Raw genomic sequence first — 25,368 nt, 5'->3', positions numbered from 1 at the left:
ACCTTACACGCGCTTGGAGAGGTCGGGCATTTCAGTCGAGATTGAGTTCGCCGAGATACGTGTCCAATTCCGTCTGCCGCTGGGCAAGCTCGTCGGCCAGCGAGTTGATGAGCGCGCGAAGTTTTTCGACTTCGTCTTCCTGGTCGGTGAACTTCTTCACATAACGGCGGTAAAGATCCGAATTGCGCTCCAACTGCTGCATGTTCTGACGGATGCGGTTCTGCTCCTGGTCGATGGCCGCGATCTGCTGTTCGAGCTGCCGCTTCTTGTTCGCCAACTCCGAAAGCCCCTGTTTGCGACGGATGACCTCGGCCAGTGCTTCTTTGACCTTGTCGCCGGTGACTTTGGCGTTCATGTAAAAACGGATGGTGTTGTCGTCGAGATTGGTCAAAGCGATCTGCTGCGAGACGGCCATCTCCTCGGCCACCTGCAACTTGACCGGTTTTCCGGGCCCGGCGTGGAGCGCAAAGCGGTAGCGATCGCGCGTCGTTTCGGACGGCTCCTTGGGCTTGACCAGCGTCCAACCTCCCTCCAGCGCGTATTCGATCAGCACCTTTTTCGCGTGTTTTCCGGAGTTCTTCACGGTGTAGTCGCGATGACGTTCGAGCTTGCTTGTGGTGTGCAAGACGCCTTTGACCACTCGGCAGCGGACAAGTTGTTGGGGTGGTTGCTGCGTTTCGAAGGCGACCTCGGTTTCGAGATCGAGCGCGTAACTCAGCAGGCGCTCGCTGCCCGGCGGCAGGTCTTCGATCTGCGCGTCGCCGGCATAGGCGCCGTCGTCGAAGACGGTGATCGGTCCTTGCATGAGGTGCAGTTCGGTCGTGTTCTTCAAGCGCCAGCCGTTGAGCGGATGCTTGGCCTCGACGGCCTCGTTGTAGATCGAGACCTTGTCGCCCTTGACCGCTTCGTTGACGATCGGCAGCATCGCCGACTTCTGTCGCGCGAGCGTCACGGGCGTATCGATGGCGTATTGAAACAGCTCGCCGACCTTGCCGGCCGCCGCCAGTGACTCGACGCCGTGGTTGATGGCCATAGCGGCTTTGTCAGCACCAGCCTCCCCGCGCGCAAGACGCTGGCCAGCAAACAGGCCCGCTGCCATCGGGGTCGCGGGCGCCGCATCCTCAGCCGCGACTGCCTTATATCTTTTCAAGCGTTGTTCTCCCTTGGCTTTCTCGGCGAACTCCGCTTCGCCCGCCGCCAGATCCCGCCCATACGTTTGCGGCCGTAACGAGGCGAACAGCTCCGGCTCAACCACGGGCCGCGGCACGTAAAGCGGCTGATAAAGGTCCATCACAAACGAGATTGGCCGGCCGCTGACCAGCGTCAGCGACACTTTCTCCCAGTCCTCCTCAGTGGTGTTTTCGACAATCGCCCAACCTTGCAAGAACGGCGGCTCTTTTTCGGAGAGCACGAGTCGGTAACTCGTCTTCCAGATCGGCGCTTCCCGGATGTATCCCACGCGGACCGGCCGCTTGCCGTCGCCCAGAAACTGCAGCGTGACCGATTTCTTGTCGTTGTCGTGCCCCAGCGCGAGCACGGCCAGCGCCTGACGCAGTTCGGCGTCGAGCTTGTCGTTGGCCAGCTTGATGCGGCCCACCGACTCCAGCTTGACGCTGCGTAGGCCGTCGTCGGTGAGCAAGTTGAGCATGTCGACCTCCACTACGTCGTCGCCCACCTTTTGCTTGCGCGTTTCGACGCCCAAAACGGTTCCTGCCACCTTATTCGGCGCGTCGATCTCGACCTGTTCGCCGCGGACCTGGTCGAGGAGCTGGGCCAAAGTCGGATTGCCGGTCAGGTCGATGGCGAACGTCTTGAGCGTCTTGGTGATCGGATCTTGCGAGCCGTAGGTGACGGTCGAGATTCGCCCGCCGCCGAGGTCTTCGAGCACCATGCTTTTCAGCAGGTCGTTGATGCTTTCGACGTTGAACTTCAGCTCGACCTGGGCATCGCCTTCGATCTCGGCCCCGCGCTCGAAGAAGCCGACGCCCGAATTGAAGAGCACGATGCGTTTCAGCGGGACCTTGGCTTGCGACATGGCATCCTCCGCACGGGCAGGGGAAAAAAGCGAAACAACGGCGGCCAGCGAGGCGGCCACCGCCAGCGGACGACGAATGGATCGCGGACGTAGAGGGATCGACATGGCACTTCTCCTGGGGAACGGCCCCAAAGGGCAGCATAGGTCCGGGCGACGCTGGGGGCAAGGAAAGCGTAGGCCGGTCTCGGTAGCCCGCTTGCTCCGCTAGCGGACGGGCGCGGCTGCGCCGTTGGACCGTCAGTTGGGAGGGCAAACGAACGAATTGGAACGCCGTTCCGCTCACGGAGTGAGCGGGCTACCAAGCCAGCGGGCCTCCGACGGTAAATCGAGCACCAGCCGAACGCCCCCAAGACCGCCGCCAGGCACGCCAGCAGTCTCGATCGTGCCCGGCGCCAACTGCGCCACCGACGACAACCAAGAACCTCCGCATAATACATGGCGCCTGCGCGGCCCGTTCCCGCTCAGACACCATTCGGCCGCGTTTCCAAAAATATCATGAAGGCCGAACGGATTCGCTTCCAGCAGCCCGACCTGGTGCGTGCGGCCGGCGGCATTCGCCTCGTACCAGGCATACCGATCGAGACTTTCGTTTCCGTCGAACCAATATCGCGTCGCCGTACCCGCCGCGCAGGCGTGCGACCATTCGGCCTCGGTCGGCAACCGATAACTGGCCCGCTCGCGATCGCTAAGCCATCGGCAAAAAGCTTCGGCGTCGGAAGCCGTGAGCGCTGTTGCCGGATGCCGGTCGCCTTCCCAGCCGCGGGCAGCGGAGGTCGCGTAACCGCGGGCAGCCAGGAACTGGTGAACCTGGCCGGCCGTCAACTCGTAAACGCTCAGATAAAACGGAGTGCGGACGGCAGGCACCGATTCATCGGGACCATGCGACAGTGGAATCAGAATGAATTGCATGCCCAGCGTGTTGGTCATTCGCCGCGGCACGCCCAGCGACTCCGACCACTGACACGCCTCCGCTTGTGCGGCTTGGTAGATGCTTTCCTTGCTGTCGGGATGAGTTTGCGGACCCGGCTCACGCCCCGATTCGAGCCACGAAAGGCCTGCGATCAGCGTCAATGCGCCGGCAAGCGTCACGATCGCTGTCCTGGGAGAAACGCTCGCGGTACTTGCCGGTGTGTACGATTTACTTGCCCGCGAGCCGGCGGGCGCAAGCGGGCGAACGGCGACCGCCGCGGCACCCGGAGCGTCGCCTGTGAATGTCGGCGCCAACTCCAGGTCGTCGCCGCTTTCACTGCGCCCCGGCGTCAATCGGTCGCTCAGGCGTCCCCCGAGGGGCGACGCAACGAAACGCCTTTCGACGAAACGCAACCGCTCGAATGCAGCGATCACTTCCTCCATGCTTTGCGGGCGCTGGCTGGGGTCTTTGGCGACCAGCTTTTTGAAGATGCCGTCGAGCGACCTCGGCACTTCCTCACGCCAACTGCGCAGCGACGGAATCTTCTGATCGCGGTGGGCCGCGATGATCTCCTGGGGCGAGCGGCCAGCATACAGAAATTCGCCGGTGATCAACCGGAACAGCGTACACCCTAGGCCGTAGATATCGGCGCGAGCGTCAACCTGGCGCGAGCCGGCCGCCTGTTCGGGAGCCATGTACTCAAGCGTGCCCACCACGTCGCCGGGCAAGGTCAGCTCGGCGCCCGCCGTCGGCGCGGGCATGCGGGCCAGACCTAGGTCGAGCACTTTGACGATGCCCGAACGGTCGACGATCAGATTCGAGGGCTTGATGTCGCGGTGGATGATTCCTTGCGAGTGGGCATAGGCCAGCCCGCGTGCGGCGTCGAGCGCATGGCGCACCGCATCCGCCACCGGCAACGGGCCGTGCTGACGGATCACCTCGCTCAAATTCGGTCCATCGACGTATTCCATGACCAGAAAGTGGATGCCCTGCGCTAAGTCGGCATCATAAGCCGCCACAATATTGGGGTGCGACAGCCGGGCGGCCGACAGCACCTCGCGGCGGAACCGGGCGACGGAATCCTCTCCTGCCGATCGCTGGTCGGGCAGGGTCTTCAGCGCGACCACCCGCTCCATGCGGCGGTGCCAGGCCTTGAACACCTGCCCCATGCCACCCGCCCCGATGCGATCGAGGACGACGTAATTGCCCAAGACGAGTGCGGTCGTGCGGCCTGCGCCGATTTCACCGGCCTGAAATTCGCTGATCTTGCCTGCTTCGACCAGCAGCCGGGCCAGCTCTTCGGCCGCTTTAGGCCGTTTCGCGCGGGGCAAGCCACGCTCGAACTCCGCTAGCTCCGCGGGCGAAATCAGCCCGGTGGCAAGCAGCGATTTTCGATAGCGGCGAAGCGGGAGCGCCATCGGCTGGTCCAGGCGGCAAGTGCGGGTGAGGGAAAGAGCTTATCGCTATTTCTGCCATCGGTAGCGAGGTGAGTCGATCGTTGCTCTTTTTCGACACAAGCCCCGGCGAACGATGCACTTTGGCAACAACGGGCGGCAAAACCAGCCGGCGCGAAAGCGACGCAAAGAGCGAGGCGCCCGCGAGAAACGGCGAGCGTTTAACCCCGCTGGCGCTTCGGGTTAGTGCAACGCAGCGCGCCGAGCAGTCACCCGCGAAACCGAACAACGTCACCGTGCCGGCGCACCAGTTGCCTTGCTGGGAATCCATCGTCGGTCACCAGGCGCGGGAGATGTGAACATGGCAATCGTATCGGTGCGGCAATGCCCTTCGCCGTTGCGGCCGTGGGCGATACTGGCAGCGCCGGCGATCGGCCTGGCCGTTCTCGCTTGCTGCTTTGGCGGAGCACGGCCCGATCAGCCACCGCCCCGCGCGTCGACCTGGCGCCGCACGCGCGACGGCTGGCAACAGACGACTTGGCCAGCCGGCAGCGAGGGGCCTTGTGGCGTGCCGTTTCATCCGCTTTGCGCGGCAACGCTTCAAGGGCTGTTGGCCGCGATGGCACTCGTCGGGCATGCCTCGCCGCGGCGCAAGGCGTACCCAAAACCGGCTCCCCATTTTCTGCGCCGCAAGACCGACGCCCCGGAGGCATCGGCTACAATGCGCCTAGTGCCGCGTCCAGTTGAGGAGTCTTGCGATTGTTGACAGCAAACAGGTACCCATGGCCGATCCCACCTTTCAATCTTCGCAGTCCAAGGATTTGAACTCCAGCCTGCAGGCGATCCTTAATTCTGCCAGTTATCTTCTGCCGGAGCGTGACGCGGCCTTTTTGACGCGCCCGGAACTGCGGCCCGTGCGGATGCAGTTGGAGCTGCTCAAGCCGGAGTTGCTGTTGGAAGAGCACCGGGTCGCCTCAACCATCGTGTTGTTTGGCAGCACCCAAGTGGTCGAACGGCAGCACGCCGAAGCGCGACTGGCCAGGGCCGAAATCGCCCTGGCGGCCGCGCCCGACGACCCGCGTCTGCTCCGTTCGGTCGAGCGGGCCAAACGGCTGTTGGGCAAATGTCATTATTACGAGGCCGCCCGCGAATTCGCGCGGCTTGTCACGCAGCAGAGCCAAGCGGGAGGAACGAACCATTATGTGATCGTCACCGGCGGCGGGCCGGGCATCATGGAAGCCGGAAATCGCGGTGCCTCGGAAGCGGGCGGCAAATCGGTCGGCCTCAACATTTCATTGCCGGCCGAACAGGTGCCCAATCCCTACATCACGCCGGAACTCTGCTTCCAGTTCCATTATTTTGCCATGCGGAAGATGCACTTCCTGTTGCGGGCCAAGGCGCTGATCGTTTTTCCAGGCGGCTTCGGCACGCTCGACGAGCTGTTCGACGCCCTGACACTTCGTCAAACGCACCGCATGCAGGAAATACCGGTCGTCTTGTTTGGCCGCGACTATTGGGACCGCGTGATCGACTTCCGCTTTTTGGCCGATGAAGGCGTGATCGCCGACGAGCACCTCGATCTGATCAGCTACGCCGAGACGCCGCAAGAGGCCTGGGACATCATTACTCGGTTCCACCAGGCTTGAGGAATGCCACGTAGCCCGCTTGCTCCGCAAGCGGAACGGCGTTCAACTCGTTCGATTCCCCTCCCCACGACGATCTGGCGGCATGCGAGCGCGTTTGATTTCTCTCTCTGTTGACGAGTCAACGGCATCGCCGCGCCGTTCCGCTTGCGGAGCAAGCGGGCTACGGGTACTTGTAATTCCAATGGAATCTGTCTTAAAATCGCTGGGCGCCGAGGACCTCCTTCGTTACCGAGCGAAAGCGTGAACTCCCATTCCGACAAGTGCCCGTCGTGCGGCAAGCAGCATGTGCCGGGCTTTGCCTTTTGCCAGCGGTGCGGGGCGCCAATGGCACACCACGGTGGCCAGCGCCCACGTCCGACAGAGACTCCACAAACGCAGCCTGACCTGACAGCGACGGACCGCCTCGAAAACGCGGTGGTGGCCATGCTCGAAGACGGCAAGATGGACGAAGCCCTGCGCGCCTTCCGTGAGGCGACCGGTGCCGACACGGCCCGAGCCCTGACGGCCATTGAATTGCTGGAGCAGAGAATCGACTTTATCGCGGGATCTCCCCGAGCCCTCCATCACGGGCGTGGCCGATCGCCACGCAAGGCCCTTAGAGGTCTGGTTGCCGCAGTAAAAGCGGCGATCCAACGTTGTTTGTAGCCACTGGATGTGTTGAGCTATATTTTACGCGCCCGAGAATGAGACCTTGGCGGTGGCTGGGGCAGAGCACTACGTCGGCGCGGTCCGCTGGATCGGCACGTCGAACAGTCGCGGCACGTCGCCCGCCAGCGATTTGGACACGCGCTCGGCAAGCTCATCCGGATCCCCGACCCGCTGCGCCTCGACTCCCAGCGACTTTGCCAGCCCGACCATGTCGATCTCCGGTTGGCTCAAATCGAGCGCCTCGAACTCTCCTCGCATCGCGGCCGGCAAACGGAGCTGCTGCGAACCGACTTTCAGAATGTGGTATTGGGCATTGTTGGCGACGACGAAGGTCACCGGAATGCGATAATGGGCCGCCGTCCAGAGACCTTGAATGCCGTACATGGCCGCCCCTTCGCCCAACACGGCCAACAGCGGACGGTCGGGCCAGGCCAGCTTCACCCCCAGGGCACAGCCGATCCCCCAGCCCAACGCCCACCCACGGTGCGCGAAATAGCCCGACGTGGTGTGCAGCGCGCCGAGTCGTTCGAAGTAGGTGTTCGTGGTGGTGATCGCCTCTTCCACCACCGTCACATTTTCGGGCAAGATCCGCGCCAGGCTCGACATCAGTCCCAAGGGCGTTAGCGGCCGCTGGACCACTTCTTGCTCGGCGCGGTGCCACAAGGCCCGTCGTCGCTCGAGGTGGGCCGTCTCCCTCGACTCTCCGCGGCGGCGGGCCGCACTGACGGCCTTGGGCGGCATGAGCGAGGTCACCAGTTCGCTCAGCTCCGTCAGGCCGGCTTGCGGATCGCCGATCAGGCCGACCTCGGTCGGAAAGTTCTTGCCCAATTGCCGCGGGTCTTGGTCGAGGTGGATGAGCCGCACATGCCGCGGCACCGCCAGGGCGGGCTCGAAGTAAACATAGAGCTGGAGCAGATCCATGCCAACCACCAGCAGCACGTCGAATTCGGCCAGCCGCTCGCACACCTCGGGCGCCCACAACGGCAGGGCCTGGCCATAGAGAGCGTGATCGGCGGGGAAGGCCAGGCGGCCGTGTGTCGTGCCCGACTCGGTGAACACCGGCGCACCGAGTTGCTCAGCCAATGCCACGACCTGCCCGACCGCATCGGCCTCGACCACGCGACTGCCGGAGAGAATGGCCGGATTCTTGGCTTCCGCCAGCAGCTCGGCTGCCCGGCGAAGTGCTTCGGCCGGCGGACGCACGCGCGTGTCGAGCCTCGGTGCCGCAGCCACGTCGAGCTCGGCCATTTCCATCTGCAAGTCGATCGGCAGCGAGAGAAACACGGGTCCGGTCGGCGGCGTGAGGGCGGCCTGGATTGCCCGCCGCAGCAAACTCGGCAGGTCGTCGAGCCGGTCGACCTCGGTCGCCCATTTGGTCCACGGACGCACAACCGAGACCATGTCGGACCACAGGATCGGCTCCGAGGTCATCAGCCGCCGGTCTTGCTGGCCCGCCGTGACCAGCAGCGGCGTTCCGGCGCGGTAGGCGTTGTAGAGCATTCCCATGCCGTTGCCCAGGCCGCAACTGATGTGCAGGTTTGCCACGCCCAACGTGCGCGATGCCTGGGCATAGCCGTCGGCCATGGCGACGACCGGAACCTCTTGCAGGGCAAGCACATACTGAATGCGTCGATCGAGCACCAGCGCGTCCATCAGGGGCAGTTCGGTCGTGCCGGGATTGCCGAAGAGGTAGCGCACCCCCGACTCAAACAGCATGTCGAGCAATGCTTGGGCGCCGCTGATGGCCATGATGCTTCTCAATCGTTAAAAAACAAAAGTCCCTTGTCAAGGCAGACAAGGGACTTTTAGTTTACGCGATCGCCGACGAATGACGAGAGGTGTACCGATGAGGGTACGGGCGTCCCGACTGCCCCGGTGCAGGCAAAACGCCCGCACCATGAGCAACGCGGCTATTCATCTTCTTGCATCCGCACTTGTGGTCGGGGCCGCGATTTCGAGCGGACACGCCGGACACGGGGCGCCTCGGCCACCAGCGCCGGTCCTTCGTCCACCATATCCTCTTCGGCCTCGTCACCCGGCGGCGGCACGGTGGTCACTTCGCGGTAACTGCCCGGCACGACGCGGCTCGCGGGCCGCACCGCGCGACTGCGGTCGTTGGCGACGTACTGCCCTTGCGGCGAGTTGCCGCCCGTTCTGGCGATGATGCTCTGGCCGGTCCAGTCGCCGCAGTGGTCGCAAGTATCGCAGCAATGCGACCAGTTAAAGATGGGAGCACGCTGGCAGCCCATATCGCCGCACTCGTTGTTGCAATGCCGGTGCAGACAGGGAAACATCGGGTGGCAGAACAAGCAGCAGCCGGTGTTGCCGGCCGCCAACGCGAGGGCGAAGCACGCCGAAATCGCGAATCTCATCAGTGGGACTCCTGCAAGGGTCACGGTCGAATTCGGAAAGATCGCACAAACCATGCAGGCTTTATCGGAACGAATAACCGCTACAATCGAGAAATTCGGTGTCCTCGGGAAGGCTGGTGTCGATTGCCCATCCTGCTTGCCGAGAGCTTTCCAGGATGAACCATAACCCGCTGCCGCAGTTGGGTTTGCGATTCACTGATGATGTTTCTGTTCCGGCGACGGCTAACTGAACGATGGGCTTCATAGTCCGTCCTGCGCGTTTTTTTTAGCAACCACACGCCTAAACTGAAACGGAATGGCGGTGGCTGGGGCAGAGCCGAGCCGATTGGGCAGTTCCGCGCAAACCCGCTCCGTCGCGGCGATGCCCCGGTCGCACCACCGCCGGGGCTTCGCTGGGCCGGCGGTGCGTATTGCAAGGGCCGAACCGATCTCGGCCCAGCTTCTGCCCCAGCCACCACACGGGGCATCAAGCATCCCGGCGAAGCGCAACAGCAAAACTGGATTCGCGCCGATGGTGGGCAGGCACTCGCAAGCTCGCTGGTCCCACCCTACGCCGGAACAAACGACCGGCTTTCGGTCCGGGTGGTTGGAATGAGCCGTCGTGCTAAGATATGATATAATCCTTCTGGTCGGGAGAAAAATTCAAACTACGCCCGGCAGGATTCGAACCTGCAACCCTCGGTTCCGAAGACCGATGCGCTGTCCAGTTGCGCCACGGGCGCGAGGCAAGAGTTCCAAGATACGTTTTAGCCGCGGGTTCTTCAAGCGAGATGGCCTTGATCACATTACGAGTGTTGGACGGCGCGGACCGAGGCAAGGTTTTCGAAGAACTTTCCACGCCGGTGACCATCGGACGCGAAGAAGGCAACTCGGTGCAGTTGAACGACGAGCGCGTCAGCCGATTTCACATCAAGATTCAAGAGGACCAGGAGAAGCTGGTGCTCACCGACCTGGAAAGCACCAACGGCACCAAGGTCAACGGCGAAGACATCCAGCTTCGCATCCTGCGGGTGGGCGACATGATCAGCGTCGGGCGGTCGGTGCTGCTCTTCGGTTCGCGCGAAGAGATTGCCGAGCGACTGGCCAAGATGCGAGGCAGCGACGTTTACACCACCGGCACCGTCAGCCCCGACTCTGCCGCGGGCTCGCCACGCGCGGCGAGTCTCGATTTCGAGTTGAATTGGAGCGAGAACCCCGGACTGCAAACGACGCTGGGCATCGCCGAGCCACCGTCGCTGCCCGACCGGATGAGCCCCGGCCAAGCGGCGCAGCTTTCCGAGATGCTGGAGTATTTGCACGTGCGGCTCCGCAACTTGCTGGCATCGGTGCGCACGGAGGGCGGCAGCCGGCGCGTTTCGGTCGACGAGCGGCGCTGGCAGGCGTTGCTCGAGCTGCAATCACTGTTGGCCGAGTACTTGCGCCGCATTGGGGAACCACCGGAGGATTAGGGTTCGGGGGGGTTCGGGGTTCGACGAGGGTTCAGGGTTCAGGGTTCAGGATTGGGCCTTTGGCCTTTGGCCTTTGGCCTTTGGCCTTGGGCCTTTGGCCTTGGGCCTTTGGCCTTGGGGCTTGGGGCCTTGGGCCTTGGGGCTTGGGGCTTCAGTAAGCGAAGGCATCCCTCATCCCTCATCCCTCATCTGAACCCTGAACCCTGAACCCCGAACCCTGAACCCTACACCACTCCCGCGGCTTCCGGCTCGCGAAGGCTGGCCTCGACACTCGACGGGAACCTTACCTCGAACGTGGTGCCCATGCCAAGACTGCTTTCCACCCCCATCGTGCCGCCGTGCGCGATGACGATCGACTTGCATATACTCAGCCCCAGACCGTTGCCGCAGATCTCTTTGCCCCGGTGTCGCGACTTGTCGCCACGGTAAAAGCGTTCGAAGACGTGCGGCAGATCGTCGGGCGAAATGCCCATACCGCTATCGCTCACCGAAAGCACGGCCTGCTCGTTTGCGGCGTCGCGCCGCAGCTCGACGGAAATGCGGCCGCCGGGCGACGTGAACTTCAGGGCGTTATCGATCAGGTTGTTGACCACCTGCCGCAACCGCGCAGCGTCGCCCAGCACCACGGTGGCGACCCGATTGTCGCACGACAGCGATAGATTGTGTTCTTCCGCCGCGCCGCGAAACATCTCCACGGAAGTGGTGACAACCTGATCCAGCCGCACTGGTTCATACTTCATGCGCCGCTCCTCGCTGTCGTGTTCGGCCAGCAGCAGGAGCTGATTGACCAGCACGCCCAGCCGGCTGCACTCATCGACGATTTCACAGAGCAGGTCTTGGTATTCCTGCGGCGAGCGCGGGGCGTTGAGCGCCACATCGACCGAGCTTTGAATGGCGGCCAGGGGCGAGCGGAGCTCGTGGGCCGCATTGGCCACGAATTCGCGGTTGCGCTCCAGGTAGTCGGCAATCTGGTCGAGGAAATGATTGATGGTGATGGAAAGCTGGTCGAGTTGGTCGCCCGTGCCCCGGATCGGCAGCCGTTCGTCCATGTGGCTGGGGCGCAGCCGGGCGGCGGTGTGGATGATGGCTTCCAGGGGGTGCGTGGCCCGGCCAGCCAACCAGAAACCGCCCAACGGCGCCAACAGCAGCACGGCGGCGCCGGCGATGGTCATCAAGTGCGTGACCACGGCCACGTCGTTCTCGATGCCTGCCTGCGAGGCGCCGATGCGGACCGTGTAATGGGGCGTGCCGCGCCCGCCGAAGCGGCGACGTGCGATGCGGTAGCCCTGCGCCGTGGCCAGCAACTCGCCCGAACGGCGCGGGGCGGCTTGCACCTCGGGCGCGTCCTTGCTCGACCGGATCACCTTGCCGTCGTCGTCGAGCAGTTGAATGAACAGGTTCAGGTGCCAATGGGCGGCGGCCTTGCGGTCGATCTGTTGAAAAACGCCTTCCAGGTCGGGGTACGACTGAATCACCGCCTGGGCCAGTTCTTCGGCGTCTTCGCGGAGCCGCTGGTCCATGTCGCCCTGCAGCGTGTGGCGCAGCCCCTCGCGCACGCCGATCAACGCCCCGCCCACGGTCAGCACCACCACCGCGGTGTTCCAAGCGGTCAGCCGGAAGCGCAGCGAGCGAAATGCGCCGCTAAGTCGCCCGTATGGCATAGCCGCGACCTCGCACCGTCTGGATCAACGAGTCCTGGAACTTCTTTTCGAGCTTGCCGCGAAGGCGGTTCACGTGGACCTCGATCACGTTCGTCGTTCCCTCCCAGTCGGACTGCCAGAGGTGTTCGCAAAGCATCTTGCGCGTGACCACCTGGCCGGCGTGCCGCATGAGCAGCTCCAAAAGGCTGAACTCGGTGGGCGTGAGCTCGACTTCGTCAGGGCCGCGATGCACGCGGCGCGTCGTTAAGTCGAGCGTCAAATCGCCCACCTCGAGCACGGCCGAGGGCCGGTCGACGCTGCGGCGGCAAACGGCCTCGATGCGCGCCGTCAACTCGGAGAAGGCGAACGGCTTGACCATGTAGTCATCCGCCCCGGCATTCAGGCCCGCCACGCGCTCGTCGACCGAGCCCAATGCCGTGAGCAGTATGACGGGCGTGCGAATGCCTTGCCGGCGAAGCTCGCGCAGCACATCCAGCCCCGGCATGCCGGGCAGCATCAGATCGAGCACGATGGCGTCGAAGCGTTGGCTGGTGGCCAACGATAGACCTTTGTCGCCCTGCTTTGCCCAAGCGCACTTCTGCCCCGACTCGGTGAAGCCCTGGCGCAGGGCCTTGCCGATGACCGGGTCGTCTTCAATTACCAGGAGTTCCACCGTGTAAATCCAGCTTGAGATTTCGATGCGGCACCCGCCGAACATCGATCCATTGTAGGGTGGAACGAGCGAGGTTGCGAGCGCCGGCCCGCGCGTCGCCGAAGTCGGGTATCGGTTGCCAGCCGCCGTCGCCGGAGATAGACTTGCGGCGCAGCACCCAATCGACCCCGTCAATGCCATGCGCCCCGTAAGCAAAATCAGCCCCGATTGGTGGGACTACACCACGCTCGACCGCGAAATCTTGGACGACGCCGCTCGGCTGACCGCCGATGACCTCGCCGCCCTCTCTCGTCCCGGCTTTCAAGTCCGGTTCTATGAGACAACGGAAGAGTTTTACCTGGCCGAGGCCCTGGAGTATATCACCGCCTGGCGCCAGGCCACGCCCGAACGCCCGGCGGGGATATGCGGCCCGATTGGCCCCACCGAGCAGCTTCCGCTGGTCGCGCGACTGGTGAATGAGCTGGAAATCGACTTGCGGCACGCCCATTTCTGGGGCATGGACGAATGGGTGATCGATGGCCGCGAGGCGCCGGAAGACTTCCCGCTCAGCTTTGCCCGCGCCGATATGGAGATGTGCTTCAACCGCATTCGACCGGAGTTGCGGATGCCACGAATGAACATTCATTTTCCCAAAACGGACGCTCGCGAGTACATCGAAAGTTATCGGCGTGCCCGCTGTGTCACCATGCAAGGCGGGCAGGGCGAGGTGAAGCACTGGGCGTTCAACGATCCGCCCCGTCGCGAGGGCCAATATCGCGACCAGCCGCCCACGCCCGCGGAATACCGGCAGCTCACGACGCGGGTCGTCGATTTACACCCGATGACGATCATTCAGAATGCCCGCACGTCGGGCGGCGGCGTGGTGACCAACGTGCCGACGCAAGCGATCTCGGTCGGCCCGGCCGAAACGTGGTTGGCGGAAAAGGTTTCAATTTGGCACGCCGGCAACCACGACAATCCCTTCGGCCAGCGGCTGACCACGTTGATGATTTCAAAACGCATCCCGGACTCGTCGGTGCCGATGTCGCTGTTGGCGGACCATCCAAACGTGCAGTTCAATTTTCTACGCAGCGGAATCGGGAGCTGCGAGGCGGAGATGCATTAGACGCGTGCCTTGCTACCCGAGCTCGTGCTCAGCCTCGAACAGCAGCAACGACCAAAGCGGCTCAGGGTCCGGCGGTAGGTCGGCGGGCAGAGCCCCGAGCCCCGCAAGCTCCCGCCGCAACCGCGCCACACGCTCCAACTGAGCCGCCCCGGAGGGCCGATGCACTACCTCCGCCCGGTAGCGGTTCCAAGCCTCTGTGATCCGGCGGAACTCCGCCGCATTCGGGCCGGCCCATACCATTTCTGCATCGCCCACCACGCGGAAGAACACTTGCCCCCCAACTCCGACGACGAACTCGTAGTCCGGGCCACCATAGTAAGAGCCGCGGGCGATTACGTCGCCGTCGGCTGCTTCCAGCATCTTGACTTCCACCGGCGAAAGCCTCCGTCGCCTAACGATCGTGATATTCATAGAGTCATGCCGCGCTCGTCGACAGCCCGTCGCATGGGTCGCCACCTTAAAAGAGGCGAACTGAGACGCATTTATGCCCCGCAACAGGAGCTATGGTACAATTGCTAAAACGCCGGAGCAACAAGCCGTGCCGAGCAGCCCCTCGAATGACGCCCCAGCAATTGGAAACGCAGTTGTCGTCTCTTTCGCCTGCCGAGAAGGTTCAGGTGCTCGAATGGCTCGCGCGCGAAGTTTCGGGCGGCGGTTCCGGCATCGAGTCCACGCCGGACGTCTGCGGCGGTGAGCCGTGCATTGCCGGAACCCGGATTCCTGTCTGGGTCTTGGAGCGAGCTCGGCAACTAGGCAGCACCGAAGCCGAACTGTTGCGGGCCTATCCGACCTTGAAAGCTCAGGATCTGGTCAACGCTTGGGCTTTGGTCGAAATGCATCGCGACCAAATCGAGCAGCAAATCCGGGAGAATGAGGAAGCTTAGCGTGGCGTTGCTTTATGCCAACGAGAACTTCCCATTGCCGGTCGTCGAAGAGTTGCGCCGACTTGGCCACGACGCGCTAACGGTCGCGGAAACGGGCAAGGCGAATCAGAAGACCAGCGATCCGGCTGTTCTCGAGTTCGCGATTTCGCAGGGTCGAGCGGTACTTACACTCAACCGAAAACACTTCTTCCGCCTGCACCGGCACCGCGCTGCTCATTCGGGCATCATCGCATGCACCTACGACCCAGATTTCCTCGCCTTGGCCGAACGGATCCATAACGCGATTGTGACTGCGGGTGATCTCGCCGGGCACGTGATACGAGTCAATAGACCGGGCTAAGCCGCTTCGGGGTCGCGATTTTGGCGAAAACCCCGCGAAAAAGCAAGACGAGCCGGTGGCAAACACGATCCACCAATTCAAACCCATTCACCCGCGGAACGATCGCTCGATCACTTCGGGCATAAGGCGGCCGAAGGTAAACGACCTTCCGGAATCGACGTTGCACAGCGTGATCGCGGCGGGACTGAACAGGAGCGGGTCGATTTTGTAAAAATCGTGCCCGGCCCGGCGGAAAACTTCGGCGAAAGGCTCGCCGTGGTCGCTTGACGAACAGCTCGGGATCTTTGGCCCGATCTCCTGCAAACTATCGTCGTCGCCGCGGACCCAGAGCGTCACCCGACCTCCGTAGAGAATGGCGTCGTTCGTACGGCCAATGCCGGCCAGGTCGTCGGCGGCCGGCGGCGGCAACGGCGCCAGCCCCCAACCGCTCTCAATGCGGCTCACGTCGAAATTCAACTCGTGCAGCTTGTGCAACGCCGTCTCGACGCTTCGTGCCACGACTTGCGCCGTGCCCGCCTGACTGGCGGTTCGCGCGGCCACCAGCGTCAGGGCTACACTCGGCAGACCGCACGCATGGGCGAGGTGTTTGACGACTTCCTCCGGAGGCAGTTTCGAGGTTTCCAGCACGCCCACGGCCACATCGGCGGCTTCTGTCAGCGCGAGCTGTTTGACAAGTTCTTCCTTGGCGGCCACGGCACGCATCGGCCCCGACGCCATGGCGAAATACTTGCCGATGGCCACCTGCCAGCCGGCATACTGCGATGCCAGACAAGCGGCGACCGGGTGATCGGTGGCGACCGCTACGGCTGGACCCTGCCATACGGCGGCGTCGCCAGCCACAAGCTGCACGCGGCCCAAGCCCGACAGGCAGATCTCGGCCAGCGCCAGGCCCGCCTCCAGGCCGCCGCGGGCATTTACGCCCAGGTCAATCACTGAGGCGCCGGCGACGCAGTGGACCTCGGCGCGAAGATCAGAGGCACGTTGCGCTACCGCGTGACAAAGCTGCGACGCTCGTTGGTTCAGTTTCATGGTTCTCGGAGCCGATCATGGTGGGCCGGCGCTCGCAAGCTCGCTGGTCCCACCCTACGTGTCGTTTTCCTCTTCTTCGACCTGGCGGCGAATGATTCCGCTGAGCCACCAACCCCAAACAATGTAGTGCAAGGCCGCGATACCGAAAATGACGCCCGCAATCACCGCCGCCGGTGCGACCGCACCGGACGTCAAAATAAACAGTCCGGCGAACACAAGCACCGCCAGCACCAAGGCCAACAATACGCTCATGCAGCCCTTCGGTTTCGGCTGCTCGGCGGGCGCGGCGCTGCGATCGATCACGCTTCGACCTCGACGAACTCCGGCTCGACCGCCTGCGGAATCACGCCCGCCGCGTGGCCGCGCGCCAGCAGTTGCCTGACTGCTTCGCGGCCGCGGGAACCAAAATCGAGCGTCCAGTCGTTGACGTACATCCCCACGAACTCGTCGGCCCGACGACGGTCGAGATCGCGGCCGTAACGCAAGGCGTAATCCAGCGCCTCTTCCCGGTGCGCAAGTCCGTATTGAATGCTTTCCTTCAACAGCCGCGTCACATCGCGCATGACGGCAGGCCCGAGATCCTTGCGGATGCCGTTGGCGCCGAGCGGCAGCGGAAGGCCCGTCTCCTCGTGCCACCACTTGCCGGTGTCGACGATGAGCTTCAGCTTGCGGTCGCCGTAGGTGAGCTGCCCCTCGTGGATAATCAGCCCCGCGTCAATCGGCCGGCCCTGAAAGCTGCCTGCCTCGACGGCGTCGAGAATCTGGTCGAACGGCACAATCACGTGGGCGAAATCGGTGGCCAGACATAGCCGCAATGCCAAGAACGCCGTCGTCAGCTTGCCCGGCACGGCGATGGTAGATTTCCGCAGATCGTCGAGTGACATGGCCGTGCGGGAAACAACCATCGGCCCATAACGGTCGCCTATACTCGCGCCGCAGGGACAAAGGGCGTAGCGATCGGTCAGGTAGGCGTAGGCGTGCAAGCTGAGGGCGGTCAGCTCCAGCTCGCCGGCGAAGGCCCGCTGGTTGAGCGTTTCGATATCGACCAACTCGTGACGGAATTCGTAGCCGTCGGTCTCGATCTTGCCGTTCGCCAGGGCGTGAAACATGAAGGCGTCGTCGGGATCGGGACTGTGACCGACCCGGATCAGGTGTTTGGTAATAGACATAAACAGGAGTTTGTGCGGGGCAATTGGTAGGGTGGGACCAGCGAGCGTGCGAGCGCCGGCCCACCCTACGGCAACCGCGAGGCGGCGCGCACATTAACGCTTTGCGGCATGATACGGCGCGCGCCGGGAAGGCGTCAAATGACCGCTCGTCAAGCGTCGGCTGAAAAGCCGCGGCTGGCCAGGTCGTCGACGTGTTGAAGGAAGTGCGGCGAACGACGGAGCTGCGGGCGCGCGTCGTCGTCGAGCGAGGAACCGAGCTGCTCGCACACTTGCCGCCAGGTTTCGCGCTCGATTTCAAGCACGGTGACGGCGTCGTTCAGCTTGAGGGCGTCACGTTTCAACCCCGCTTCGATCAGCGAGCCGAAGACGAAGTTGTAAAGGGCCGCAACCTTGCCGACGAGCTCCGGCGCTTCTTCAGGCCGGAGCCCGCGCAACAGTTCCGTCACGATGTTCTGACAGCCTGCGATGGCTTCGCCGCCTTCGTAGATGCGGCCGTGTTGCCAATGTTCGGCGGCCCACCGCGCATAGGTCAGCGCGCCGTCGATCAACATCAGCCGCAGCTTTTGCGGCGTCGCGGTAAGAATCTGCGTCTCGAAATAGCTGTCGCCCGGCCGTTGGTACGCCATTGGTTTCCCTTTTGTTGTCGGACAAGATCGCCGGCACTGCGTGCGCCGTCGCAAGGCGATCGCCACTCTTCCATTAACCGCCCGAACTGTTGCTCGAATTCGCCGCGCCGTTCGCATAAAACGCATTGAAGTTGGCCAGATTGCTCAATTGGGTCAGCATGCTTCCCTGTGCCTGGATGGTTGCCAGCGACGTCTCCATGTTGGCAAACTCGTCTTGCAACAAGGTCGTCTTGGAGGCAATTTGGGCGTTCAAGAAGCTGATCTGCGACTGCTGGCCGCTGATCTGCTGGGTGAGATTGCTGCTTTGCTGAGCGATGGCGCCGGTGTAGGGCGTGGTAAAATTCTGTAACGCGGCGGAAAGCTGCGTTGCCATACCGGTCGTGGCGTTGCCCAGGAAGTCCTGCACTCCGCTGGGATCGGCCGTGAGCGCGGCTTGCAGGGCCGTGGAATTGATGCTGAGTTGGCCGTTGCTGAGCGTGATGCCCATTTGCAACAGGCTGCGGGTCTGGTCGGTGGAGTTGCCCGAGACGCCCGTGACGGCGCTGGTGATCGTGTTGCTGATCTGCTCCACGGTCGGATTGGCGTACAACACGCTGCCCGTGTTCGTGCTCGTGTCGTAAGAATCGTCTTGGGCGATCGTGCCCGTCACCGTATTGAAGTCGTTGACGAAACTTTGGATGGCGCTTGCCAGAGCACTGGTGTCTTGGCCCACCGTGACCGTCACCGGGGTAGAGCTGGTGCCGGCGACGTTGACCGTCAAGTCCGGCAGAATGTTGCTGAACGTGTTGGTGGGCGAGGTGAACAGCAAGTTGCTTCCGTCGCCCTGGCCGACTTGGATGGCCGCGTCGGCGGCGGGCGTCAACGTCGAGAGCGAAAGTCCGGTCGTGCCGGTATCGACCAGCAGCCGCCCGGCGAGGCCCGACTGAGTGCTGCCGATCAGGATGTGATACGGTTGCGATGAGTTGCCGTCGTTGAGGATGTTGGTGGTGACCGGCGCCCCCGAGTTGAGTAGCGACTGCTCCAGCGTGCTGAGGGTGTCTTTCGGGCCAACCGCGACGGTATACCGAAAGGCGCCGTCGATTTGCCCGCCGATGGCCGTGCCAGCCAGTTTCAGGCTGGCGGCGGTCGTGCCTCCCTGATCGGCGACCTGCAACGTGCCGCTGCCGCCGGCCACGTCGGTCAGCAAGATGCCGTCGCCCGTGGCATTGATCGACGCATGCACGCCGACGCCGGAGGTGTTGATGGCCGTGATCACGTCGCCCACCGTATTGATGTTCGTGCCGCTCAAATCCACGGTGCCGGTGCGGCCCGCGCTGTCGGTGATCTGGAAGGTGCCGGGCTGAATGCCGGCGCCGCCGTTGAGTTGGCTGAGCGGGGTGTTGGTATTGATGTAGCGGAGATTGAGGTCGCCGCTGTTCACGCTGTTGGCAGCGGCGTTGGATGTGATGTGCAGATTTGCGGCGGTGGTGCCGCCGCCCACGTCGGCGACAATCAGGTTCGAAGTCGTCTTGCCGGTGGTGTCGTTGATTTGGATGCCGTCCCCGGCCGCGTTGACCGAGGCGGCCAAGCCGAGTCCCGCGCCGTTGATGGCCGTGATGACGTCGTTGAGTGTCGCGGCGTTGGTCAGGTCGACGGTCGCGGTGGCGCCGCTGCGGTCGGTAAGCTGGATCTGGCCCGGCGTGGTAATGCCCGACCCTCCGTTGATGTCTTTGAGCAGTACCGTGTCGAGGCCCGAGATGATTTGCGTTCCGGTAAGGACGCCGCCGCCTTGCTCCGTGCCGAGAATGCCCAGGTCCTTCGCGGCGCTGCTGCCGTTGAGCGCGGTGACGGAGAGTGTGCCCGCGCCGCCTGTGTTGTCGGTCAATACGAGGTGTGTGCCGGAGATTGAAGCGGTGAGCTTGCCGCCGTTCTGGCTGTTGCCGTTGATGGCGGTGAGCACGTCCTGCAACGTCTTCGCCGAGCCGAGCTGAACGGCGAAGCTGCTGCCGTCCTTGAGCGTGACGGTGAAATCGGCGACTCCCGGCGCGGAGGCGACGCCGTTGTTGTCGTTCAACGAACTGAGTTGCGTGCTGCCCGATAGGCTGACCAGATCGGTGCCCGTGAGCGTATTGGCGGCGACGGAACCGACGATGCCCAGGCTGGCGGCGGTAGTGCCGCCGGCCACGTCTTGTACGATCAGGTTGTCGGCGGTCGAACCCGACTTGTCGGTGATGACCAGCGAATTGCCGCTCAGCGAGGCCTGCACATGAATGCCGGCCGTCTGGTTGATGTCGTTCACCACATCGTCGATGGTGCGGGCGGAACCCAGGTCGATGGTGGCGGAAGCGCCGCTGCGGTCGGTGATGCTGATTTTTCCGCGGGCCACGCCTAGTCCGCCGTTGAGCGGCTGCAACGAGGTCGAAGGGGCGACAAAGCCGCCTAATTTGATCGTGATCGTGCCCTGTCCGACCGGCGTGTTGGAGCTGTCGGAAAATCCGTTGGAGAGCAGTGCTTGCGTCTGCGCCTGGGCGACGGGCGTCACCAGGTAGCTCGCCAGCGGCGCGCCCGCGCTGGCGGAGGCGGTGAGGGCCGACGGGTTGGAGCTGCTGGCCGAGCGGGCGCCGAGCACGCTGAAGCTTGCCAATTGCTGCGCGTCGGCCTGCAACGCGGCGAGCTGGGACGATAATGTCGAAAAAGCGCTCTGCTGGTTTTGCTCGGAGGTGATCTGGTTGTTGAGGCTCGTGACCGGTTCCTGGTCGAAGGTCAACAACGCACTGATAATCTGCTGCGTTTGCAGCCCGCTGACGATGCCCGTGCTGGACGAGATGAGGCCCTGTCCGGCGGTGGGAACAAAGGCCGTGGGCGAACTGCTGCTGGAAGACGGCGTTGCCACGCTGCTAACGCCCGCCATCGTGATCGTCCTCCTGCTCTCTGTGGGATCTTCCAAAGGTCCTAGGCGTCAGACGCCTAGTCGTAAGGTGGGACCAGCGAGCTTGCGAGCGCCGGCCCACCGTAATCGACGTCGCCAACGGTGGGCCGGCGCTCGCAAGCTCGCTGGTCCCACCCTACGTGCCCCAACCACCGAAAAATGTCTTGTTCTTCCCCGCGTGTCGTATAAACGCGGCCGGCCAGACGAATTCGTCTGGCCGACCGGGCAAATTAGCGAATTCACGGTCTAGCCTTTGGGCAGCAGGGCGAGCACGCTTTGCGGCTGCTGGTTGGCGATGGCCAGCACGCTGGTGCCGGCCTGCACGAGCACCTGGGCCCGCGTCAGGTTGGCCGTTTCGGCGGCGAAGTCGGCGTCCTGAATGCTGCTTTGGGCCGAGGTGACCTGCTGCAGGGCGGTTTGTTGACTGGTGATGTTGCTTTGCAGCACGTTGGCTTGCAAGGCGCCAAGCTGGCCGCGGAGCGTGGCGATCTGGCTGATCGCTTGCGACACGATGGTGGCCGCATTGGTCAAATCGGTGCTGCTCAGCACCTGGCTTCCGCCGGTGTGAAGGTCGTGCAGGCCAAGCGAGCCGGTCGTGCCGACATTTTGGCCGAGTAAGTGGCTATCGAGCGTGGTGATGTTCACATTCACTTGATTGGTGTAGTTGACGGTGGGGCCGATCTGGAACAGGGCGCCGCCGGTCACGTCGAAATTGGCGACGGCGGTGTTCGGCGCCGCGGTGCCGGAGGCCGTCGCTGTGAATGTGCCGGCGTTGTTGAAGGTCGTCACGTCTCCGGCAACGCTAGCGGCACTGGCCTGGATGGAAACACTGCCCCCCGGGCCCACCGTGCTGCTGGTGAGCGCGATGTTGCTCAAGGCATACGAGCCGCCCACGGCCTGCGTGCTGGCGGTGACACCGGTCTGCAGCGACACCTTATTGATGGCGTCGACCAGCACACGGCTGTCGCCTTGGAGCTGGGCCACGTTGATGCCGCTGATGCTGGCGGAGCCGAGAGAACCGGTTACTGTGAAGGAAATCGTGTTGCTGTCGGTCGCGCCGGCGGTGAGGTGGCTGATTCCGGCACCCGCGCCGCCCGAACCAACAATCGTCGTGGTGGCCGCGGTGGGTGGGGCCAGGTTCGGCGAACTCGTCGCGGAGAGGTTGATCGAGTTGTCGGTATAGGTGATGTTGGCGCCTTGGCCGGTGAAAGCGCCGCCGCCCTTGCTGGTGGTCACGGTGCCCGCAACGTCGAGGCCGTTCGTCGTTTGCTGGGTGTTGGCCGCGTTGAACAGCGTAATGTCATTCGCGTTCGTGGCGGAGATGGCCGAAATCGAGAGCTGCGCGTTGGAACCGTAGTCGAGGCTGGTGAGCGTGACGTTGCCTCCCGCGCCGGATCCGGAAGCGGTGATGCCGGTCTGCGACGTAACGGCGTTGATGGCGTTGGCCAGGGCAGACGAATCGTTGAGCACGGCGTTGTTGTCGACCGTGATCACCGCGCGGCCCGAGTCGCCGATCAACTGCAGCGTGACCTGGTTCGTCGTGCCGTCGGTGCCGACCTGGTTGCTGAGAGCGTGGCCCGAGCTGACAATGGTCGAATCGCTGCCGCTACCCGAGGCAGTGACGGTGGCGACGGAGCCGCCGCCGGCGCCGTCGGAGGTGAGGACGACGTTGCCTGATGAGTTGACCGAGGCGGTAATTCCAGTCGTGCCGGTGCGTGTGTTGATCAGGCCGGCCAGCGCGGTGGCACCGCTGTTGGCGGCGCTGTTGTTGATGATCGTGTCGTTGCCGCCGATGGTGGCGGTATCGACGGTGGCCGAGCCTTTGTTGCCGGTGATCGTGAAGACGGTATGGCCGGTGCCCGTAACGCCCGCGGTCAAAGAACCTACGGCACCGTTGGCGGCGGCGGCGGTCGCATCGGCAACAGCACCGGTGAACTGGCTTTGATTGGCATCGGCCGTGAACGTGGCAGCGTTGCCCGTACCGCTGTCCGAAATACTGCCGATGAAGGCAGGCGACTGCGTTCCCACGGTATTGTTCGTAAGCAGGATATTGCCGCTGCCATTGATCGTGGCCGTGACGCCGGTGGAAGTGGTCTGGGCATTGATCAAACCCTCAAGATAGGTGGCACCTCCCGCACCTGCGATCGAGCTGCCGTTGGCAACGATGTTGCCCGACGTGCCTGTCGATCCGGTGACCTTAAAGGTCAGTGTGCCGGAGGCGACATAGGTGCCGAAATCGGCGGTGCTGATGACCGAGCTGGAGTGCGCACCCGTGTAATTGGAGAAGCTCACGTTCGCCGCGGCACTGGCGCCGACATAACTCGAGGTGAGTACGACGTTGCCGCCGCTCAGCGAAGCCTCGACGCCCGTCTGACTGGAGTGGGCGTTAATCAGGCTCTGCAGGTTGGTGGCAGTGTCGAGACCGCTTGCGCCGCTCAGCGATTGCGCGGTAATGGTTTGGCTGCCGAGATTTCCCGTAATCGTTACATCGACATTTGACGTGCTGTCGGCGACCACGGCAGACAGCGTGGCAGCCGTAATCGTGCGCGTGGCCCGCGTGGAGGTCGTGTTCAGGTCGTTCAGACTGTTATTGCTGCCGATACTGAAGTTATTGGTCACCAAGGTGTCGGTGGCGCGGGTGGTGCCCGAACCGAGCGACAGATTGGAAAGACCGTCGCTGTTGGCCCCCTGCGAATCGCCGACGACGTTCACCGTTTTCTTGGTGGCGGACTGGGTAATGGCCAGCGACACGTCGCTATTGGGCACGCCGGAGTGCAGCGATGGATCGAACGAATTGACGGTGATGTCGGAGGTGCTCTGGAAGGCGGAGCCGAGGTTGCCCGTCACGTTGAACGCTTTGCTGCCGTTGAGCAGTTGGTCGCCGCCGAACACGGTGGTTTGACCGATGCGGTCGATGCTCTCGATGGCGCTGTCCACCTGGACCTGGTTGGCGGCGATTTCCGATGAAGAAACAGCGCCTTTATTGGCCGACGCCTCCACCAGGCCGGCGATGTCGTTCAAGAGCGTGCCGACTTGGGCCAGCGCGGCGTCGGCCGTGGCCACAATGTTGTTGGCCCGTTGGCTGTTGGTGATCGCCTGTCCGGTAGAGACGACTTCGCTGCCGAGCACCGAGGCGGCGATCAGGCCGCTGGGATCGTCTTTGCCGGAGTTGATCCGCAGGCCGGTCGAGAGCCGTTGCAGCGAGGTCTGCAGCGAAAGCTGGTTGTTGTAGAGATTGGTCTGCGCCTGAAGGGAGGTGAGGTTGGTGTTGATGCGGGTCATCGTGGATTTCCCATATTGGTGTAGGAGGGACTAGTTCCAAGCCTGGCCGGTGGTTGGAGAGTCGCTCTTTCCGAACCAGCTTGCCTGCGCGGCGGATTGGCTAGGTCCCGCAATCCCTTCCGCGTCGTTTGTGTTCATGGCCGCCTTGTTCGGCGCCACCCGTCGAGACGTTCAGGTCTCTGGCAAGCGAACGCCGAATGCCATGCCCCTATGTCGGTCTCTAAGGCCACTATCGGCAGACCGGCTTGCGTACTTTGGAGAAAATGTGCGGCGGGCCAAGTGCGCGCGTGCAGCGAGGCGGAACAATCGCTACAGGCCGGATACAGGGTTCTACTCGGATCCCTTGGCCTTGCCGAGGTGCCGCGTGTCTTTGGGCTCGATGCGGCTGGCGCGGAGGTTCTCGCGCTGGATGGCTTCGTAGACTTCCTGGCGGTGGACGGGGATTTCCGCCGGCGCGTTGATGCCCAGCCGCACTTTGTCGCCGCGGATGTCGACGATGGTGACGACGATGTTGTCGCCAATCATGATGCTTTCGTCGCGCTGTCTCGACAAGACGAGCATCGGTGGCTCCTTTGCTGCTGGCGCGGCTATGCGCTTTTCTTCAGGGTGGCGGGGACGCTGTTGAGCTCGTGTTGCAGGGGAAGGTCGCCGTTGGCCACCACCTGGCGGCCCAAGCGCCGCTCCAGGTTGATGACAATCGGGGCCTTCAAATTCAGGGTAATCGAGCGCTCGTTCTTGCCGACGATCGTCAGCACCTGGGCGTCTTTGACGCCGGCCAGCTCCAATGGGGCCAGCTCGCTGCGGTACACGCGGAACTGATAATGCGGAACGAAGCGCCGCGGGCTGACCACGGCCAGCGCCACGTCGGGGCGGGTGGTCGATTGCAGCCAGCCCAAGGCGCCGTTTTGGGCGTCGGCCAGCAACACCCACTGACGGCAGTCCTCCAGACCCAACAAGCCGCCGGGAAACTGGATCGTATCGCCGGGTTCAAGCTCCAACGAGCCGAAACGCGTGGTGCGGATTTGCATAGCTACGCCCTTACGTCCCTGGGGCATCGGTTCCAAGTATGCCGCTCGCCGGAGCGCACATTCCTTAGATCGGTTCGGGATGCGGCAGGAAACAAGAAAAAGTCGCGGATTGCGATCGATGAGGGATGAGATTCGGCAGCTTGAGCGTCAGTGCATGCACGCGTAACGCCAAGGCGTGCGCCAACCGACACACCTCAAGCTGCTCGTGCGGCCGTTGCACTCGCCTGTTCA

At 63.4% G+C, this 25,368-nt stretch carries 23 protein-coding genes and 1 tRNA gene; 8 read left to right on the top strand and 16 right to left on the bottom strand.

The features are described from left to right. Window positions 1-31: 31 nt before the first annotated feature. Window positions 32-2,140, bottom strand: a complete 2,109-nt coding sequence (locus tag VNH11_01190) for a hypothetical protein (GenBank protein ID HVA44974.1) — start codon at window positions 2,138-2,140, stop codon at window positions 32-34. Between the two features lie 174 nt (window positions 2,141-2,314). Further along, window positions 2,315-4,363, bottom strand: coding sequence for a bifunctional serine/threonine-protein kinase/formylglycine-generating enzyme family protein (locus VNH11_01185; GenBank protein HVA44973.1), 2,049 nt, complete (start codon window positions 4,361-4,363; stop codon window positions 2,315-2,317). 80 nt (window positions 4,364-4,443) lie between these two features. Between VNH11_01185 and VNH11_01180 the strand changes: the two genes are divergently transcribed. The 4 genes from VNH11_01180 to VNH11_01165 all read left to right on the top strand — a co-directional run bounded on the left by VNH11_01180 (window position 4,444) and on the right by VNH11_01165 (window position 6,630). Further along, window positions 4,444-4,698 (top strand): hypothetical protein, encoded by a 255-nt coding sequence (locus VNH11_01180; GenBank protein HVA44972.1) that lies wholly within the window; start codon window positions 4,444-4,446, stop codon window positions 4,696-4,698. Between the two features lie 2 nt (window positions 4,699-4,700). Beyond that, complete coding sequence (locus tag VNH11_01175) at window positions 4,701-5,105, top strand: hypothetical protein (GenBank protein HVA44971.1); 405 nt, start codon at window positions 4,701-4,703, stop codon at window positions 5,103-5,105. A 16-nt stretch (window positions 5,106-5,121) separates the two neighbouring features. Next, window positions 5,122-5,985, top strand: coding sequence for a TIGR00730 family Rossman fold protein (locus VNH11_01170; GenBank protein HVA44970.1), 864 nt, complete (start codon window positions 5,122-5,124; stop codon window positions 5,983-5,985). 423 nt (window positions 5,986-6,408) lie between these two features. Next, a complete protein-coding gene (locus VNH11_01165; protein ID HVA44969.1) occupies window positions 6,409-6,630 on the top strand; it encodes a hypothetical protein in 222 nt (73 codons plus the stop codon). A gap of 69 nt (window positions 6,631-6,699) precedes the next feature. Here the strand turns inward: VNH11_01165 and VNH11_01160 are convergent, their stop codons facing one another. The 3 genes from VNH11_01160 to VNH11_01150 form a co-directional block, all read right to left on the bottom strand. Then, window positions 6,700-8,382, bottom strand: a complete 1,683-nt coding sequence (locus VNH11_01160) for a thiamine pyrophosphate-binding protein (GenBank protein ID HVA44968.1) — start codon at window positions 8,380-8,382, stop codon at window positions 6,700-6,702. Window positions 8,383-8,543: 161 nt separating this feature from the next. Further along, window positions 8,544-9,005 carry a hypothetical protein gene (locus VNH11_01155; protein HVA44967.1) on the bottom strand — a complete coding sequence of 154 codons (462 nt, stop codon included), beginning with the start codon at window positions 9,003-9,005 and terminating at the stop codon, window positions 8,544-8,546. 648 nt (window positions 9,006-9,653) lie between these two features. Continuing rightward, window positions 9,654-9,727 (bottom strand) — tRNA-Arg (locus tag VNH11_01150). A gap of 48 nt (window positions 9,728-9,775) precedes the next feature. On the opposite strand from VNH11_01150, the gene VNH11_01145 reads away from it, so the two are divergent. Further along, complete coding sequence (locus tag VNH11_01145; GenBank protein HVA44966.1) at window positions 9,776-10,453, top strand: FHA domain-containing protein; 678 nt, start codon at window positions 9,776-9,778, stop codon at window positions 10,451-10,453. A gap of 224 nt (window positions 10,454-10,677) precedes the next feature. On the opposite strand, the gene VNH11_01140 is transcribed toward VNH11_01145, so the two are convergent. Next, a complete protein-coding gene (locus VNH11_01140) occupies window positions 10,678-12,114 on the bottom strand; it encodes an ATP-binding protein (protein ID HVA44965.1) in 1,437 nt (478 codons plus the stop codon). After that, window positions 12,095-12,811 carry a response regulator transcription factor gene (locus VNH11_01135; GenBank protein HVA44964.1) on the bottom strand — a complete coding sequence of 239 codons (717 nt, stop codon included), beginning with the start codon at window positions 12,809-12,811 and terminating at the stop codon, window positions 12,095-12,097. Before VNH11_01135 ends, VNH11_01140 begins: the two co-directional genes overlap by 20 nt. Window positions 12,812-12,944: 133 nt before the next feature. On the opposite strand from VNH11_01135, the gene VNH11_01130 reads away from it, so the two are divergent. Beyond that, a complete protein-coding gene (locus tag VNH11_01130) occupies window positions 12,945-13,871 on the top strand; it encodes a glucosamine-6-phosphate isomerase (protein ID HVA44963.1) in 927 nt (308 codons plus the stop codon). Between the two features lie 12 nt (window positions 13,872-13,883). Here the strand turns inward: VNH11_01130 and VNH11_01125 are convergent, their stop codons facing one another. Continuing rightward, the gene (locus VNH11_01125) at window positions 13,884-14,282 is read right to left on the bottom strand and encodes a hypothetical protein (protein HVA44962.1); all 399 of its coding nucleotides are present in this window, start codon (window positions 14,280-14,282) and stop codon (window positions 13,884-13,886) included. A gap of 146 nt (window positions 14,283-14,428) precedes the next feature. On the opposite strand from VNH11_01125, the gene VNH11_01120 reads away from it, so the two are divergent. Together VNH11_01120 and VNH11_01115 are read left to right on the top strand one after the other, a co-directional pair. Further along, window positions 14,429-14,755, top strand: a complete 327-nt coding sequence (locus VNH11_01120; GenBank protein ID HVA44961.1) for a DUF433 domain-containing protein — start codon at window positions 14,429-14,431, stop codon at window positions 14,753-14,755. Between the two features lies 1 nt (window position 14,756). Continuing rightward, the gene (locus tag VNH11_01115) at window positions 14,757-15,095 is read left to right on the top strand and encodes a DUF5615 family PIN-like protein (GenBank protein HVA44960.1); all 339 of its coding nucleotides are present in this window, start codon (window positions 14,757-14,759) and stop codon (window positions 15,093-15,095) included. 87 nt (window positions 15,096-15,182) lie between these two features. On the opposite strand, the gene mch is transcribed toward VNH11_01115, so the two are convergent. The 8 genes from mch to fliW form a co-directional block, all read right to left on the bottom strand. Continuing rightward, complete coding sequence (gene mch / locus VNH11_01110) at window positions 15,183-16,124, bottom strand: methenyltetrahydromethanopterin cyclohydrolase (GenBank protein ID HVA44959.1); 942 nt, start codon at window positions 16,122-16,124, stop codon at window positions 15,183-15,185. A gap of 54 nt (window positions 16,125-16,178) precedes the next feature. Beyond that, entirely contained in the window at window positions 16,179-16,427 is a 249-nt protein-coding gene (locus VNH11_01105; GenBank protein HVA44958.1) for a hypothetical protein, read from the bottom strand. After that, window positions 16,424-17,293 carry an MqnA/MqnD/SBP family protein gene (locus VNH11_01100; GenBank protein ID HVA44957.1) on the bottom strand — a complete coding sequence of 290 codons (870 nt, stop codon included), beginning with the start codon at window positions 17,291-17,293 and terminating at the stop codon, window positions 16,424-16,426. Before VNH11_01100 ends, VNH11_01105 begins: the two co-directional genes overlap by 4 nt. Before the next feature lie 149 nt (window positions 17,294-17,442). Continuing rightward, complete coding sequence (gene fliS / locus VNH11_01095) at window positions 17,443-17,919, bottom strand: flagellar export chaperone FliS (GenBank protein ID HVA44956.1); 477 nt, start codon at window positions 17,917-17,919, stop codon at window positions 17,443-17,445. 73 nt (window positions 17,920-17,992) lie between these two features. Then, window positions 17,993-20,809 carry a flagellar filament capping protein FliD gene (gene fliD / locus VNH11_01090; protein ID HVA44955.1) on the bottom strand — a complete coding sequence of 939 codons (2,817 nt, stop codon included), beginning with the start codon at window positions 20,807-20,809 and terminating at the stop codon, window positions 17,993-17,995. A 264-nt stretch (window positions 20,810-21,073) separates the two neighbouring features. After that, the gene (locus tag VNH11_01085) at window positions 21,074-24,109 is read right to left on the bottom strand and encodes a flagellin (protein ID HVA44954.1); all 3,036 of its coding nucleotides are present in this window, start codon (window positions 24,107-24,109) and stop codon (window positions 21,074-21,076) included. Between the two features lie 330 nt (window positions 24,110-24,439). After that, the gene (csrA, locus tag VNH11_01080) at window positions 24,440-24,670 is read right to left on the bottom strand and encodes a carbon storage regulator CsrA (protein ID HVA44953.1); all 231 of its coding nucleotides are present in this window, start codon (window positions 24,668-24,670) and stop codon (window positions 24,440-24,442) included. Between the two features lie 26 nt (window positions 24,671-24,696). Next, on the bottom strand, window positions 24,697-25,137 hold the full coding sequence (gene fliW / locus VNH11_01075) for a flagellar assembly protein FliW (GenBank protein ID HVA44952.1): 441 nt from the start codon (window positions 25,135-25,137) through the stop codon (window positions 24,697-24,699). Window positions 25,138-25,368 lie beyond the last annotated feature (231 nt).

This window comes from Pirellulales bacterium, from assembly GCA_035533075.1.
In the GTDB taxonomy this organism is placed as follows: domain Bacteria; phylum Planctomycetota; class Planctomycetia; order Pirellulales; family JAICIG01; genus DASSFG01.
The sequence above is the reverse complement of the archived record's forward strand: the minus strand, read 5'-3'. Positions and strand labels throughout refer to the sequence as shown.